Origin of the sequence: Streptomyces sp. NPDC059455, assembly GCF_042750115.1 — a bacterium.
Taxonomy (GTDB): domain Bacteria; phylum Actinomycetota; class Actinomycetes; order Streptomycetales; family Streptomycetaceae; genus Streptomyces; species Streptomyces endocoffeicus.
In genome coordinates, this window is the sequence record NZ_JBHYVB010000271.1 from 11,191 (window position 1) to 12,658 (window position 1,468).

At 73.8% G+C, this 1,468-nt stretch carries 1 protein-coding gene; it reads left to right on the forward strand.

What is annotated here, in order from left to right:
• Nucleotides 1-1,386: FAD-dependent oxidoreductase (locus ACFXB5_RS48510; RefSeq protein ID WP_385221142.1), on the forward strand; the 1,386-nt coding region annotated here is incomplete at its 5' end.
• Nucleotides 1,387-1,468: the final 82 nt, after the last annotated feature.

The window sequence follows — 1,468 nt, forward strand, 5'->3', positions numbered from 1 at the left end:
GCGGCCGGGTCTTGGTGGGTCGGGGGGGGGGGGGGGGGGGCGCCCCCCCCCCCCCCGCGGGCGCGCAGACTCAAGAGCCGGGGCGAGCTGGAGATCCTCGCCTTCGAGCGCGGCCAGTTCACCTCGTACTCGGCCTGCGGCATCCCGTACTGGGTCGGCGGGCTGGTGAACGGCCCGGACGAACTGGTCGCCCGGACGCCCGAGACCCACCGGGGCCGCGGGATCGACGTACGGACCCACACCGAGGTCGTCGAGATCGACCTCGCCGGGCAGCGGGTCCTGGCGCGGGACCTCGATCCGCGCGGTACGGGCGAGCAGTGGTACGGCTTCGACGACCTGGTCATCGCGACCGGCGCCCGGCCGCGCCGCCCCGCGATGCCCGGGATCGACGCCCCCGGCGTCCACGGGGTGCAGACCCTGGACGACGGGCGGGCGCTGCTGGAGTCCCTGGAGGCCGCCCCGGTCGAGCGGGCGGTGGTGATCGGCGCCGGGTACATCGGGGTGGAGATGGCCGAGGCGCTCATCCAGCGCGGCGCCCAGGTGACCGTCCTGGAGCGCGGTGAGCAGCCGATGTCCACGCTCGACCCCGACATGGGGCGGCTGGTCCGTGACGCGATGTCGGGGCTCGGGATCGACACCGTGACCGGCGCGGAGGTCGCCGAGGTGGTCACGGGCGAGGACGGCCGGGTGCGGGCGGTGGCCACCAAGATGAGCGAATACCCCGCCGATCTGGTGGTCCTGGGCCTGGGGGTGGCCCCGGAGACCGGGCTCGCCCAGGAGGCGGGGCTTCCGGTGGGCGAGTACGGCGGGCTGCTGACCGATCAGGCCATGCGGGTGCGCGGTTATGACAACATCTGGGCGGGCGGTGACTGTGTCGAGGTTCTCGACCTGGTGTCCGGCCGCACCCGGCACATTCCACTGGGCACCCATGCCAACAAGCACGGGCAGGTCATCGGCTCCAATGTGGGCGGCGACTACGCGACCTTCCCCGGTGTCGTCGGCACGGCGGTCAGCAAGGTCTGCGATCTGGAGATCGCCCGCACCGGGTTGCTGGAGGCCGAAGCGGCCGCCGTGGGGCTGCAGTTCGAGACGGTCACGATCGAGGCGACCAGCCGCGCCGGGTACTACCCGGAGACCCGGCCGATGACGGTGAAGATGCTCGCCGAGCGGCGCACGGGACGGCTGCTCGGCACGCAGATCGTCGGCCGCGAAGGCGCGGGCAAGCGAGTCGACGTCGCGGCGGTCGCGCTGACCGCCGGGATGACGGTGGAGCGGATGACGGCGCTGGACCTGGGCTACGCCCCGCCGTTCTCACCGGTGTGGGACCCGGTACTGGTGGCGGCGCGCAAGGCGGCGGCGACGGTAAGGGCGGCGGAGCGCCGCTGAGCGCGCCGTGCGCTCTTTCCGGGGTGTCCGGCGGATGGTGACGCCTGCGGCGGGCTTTCCCCTACCCGCCCCTCCCCACAAC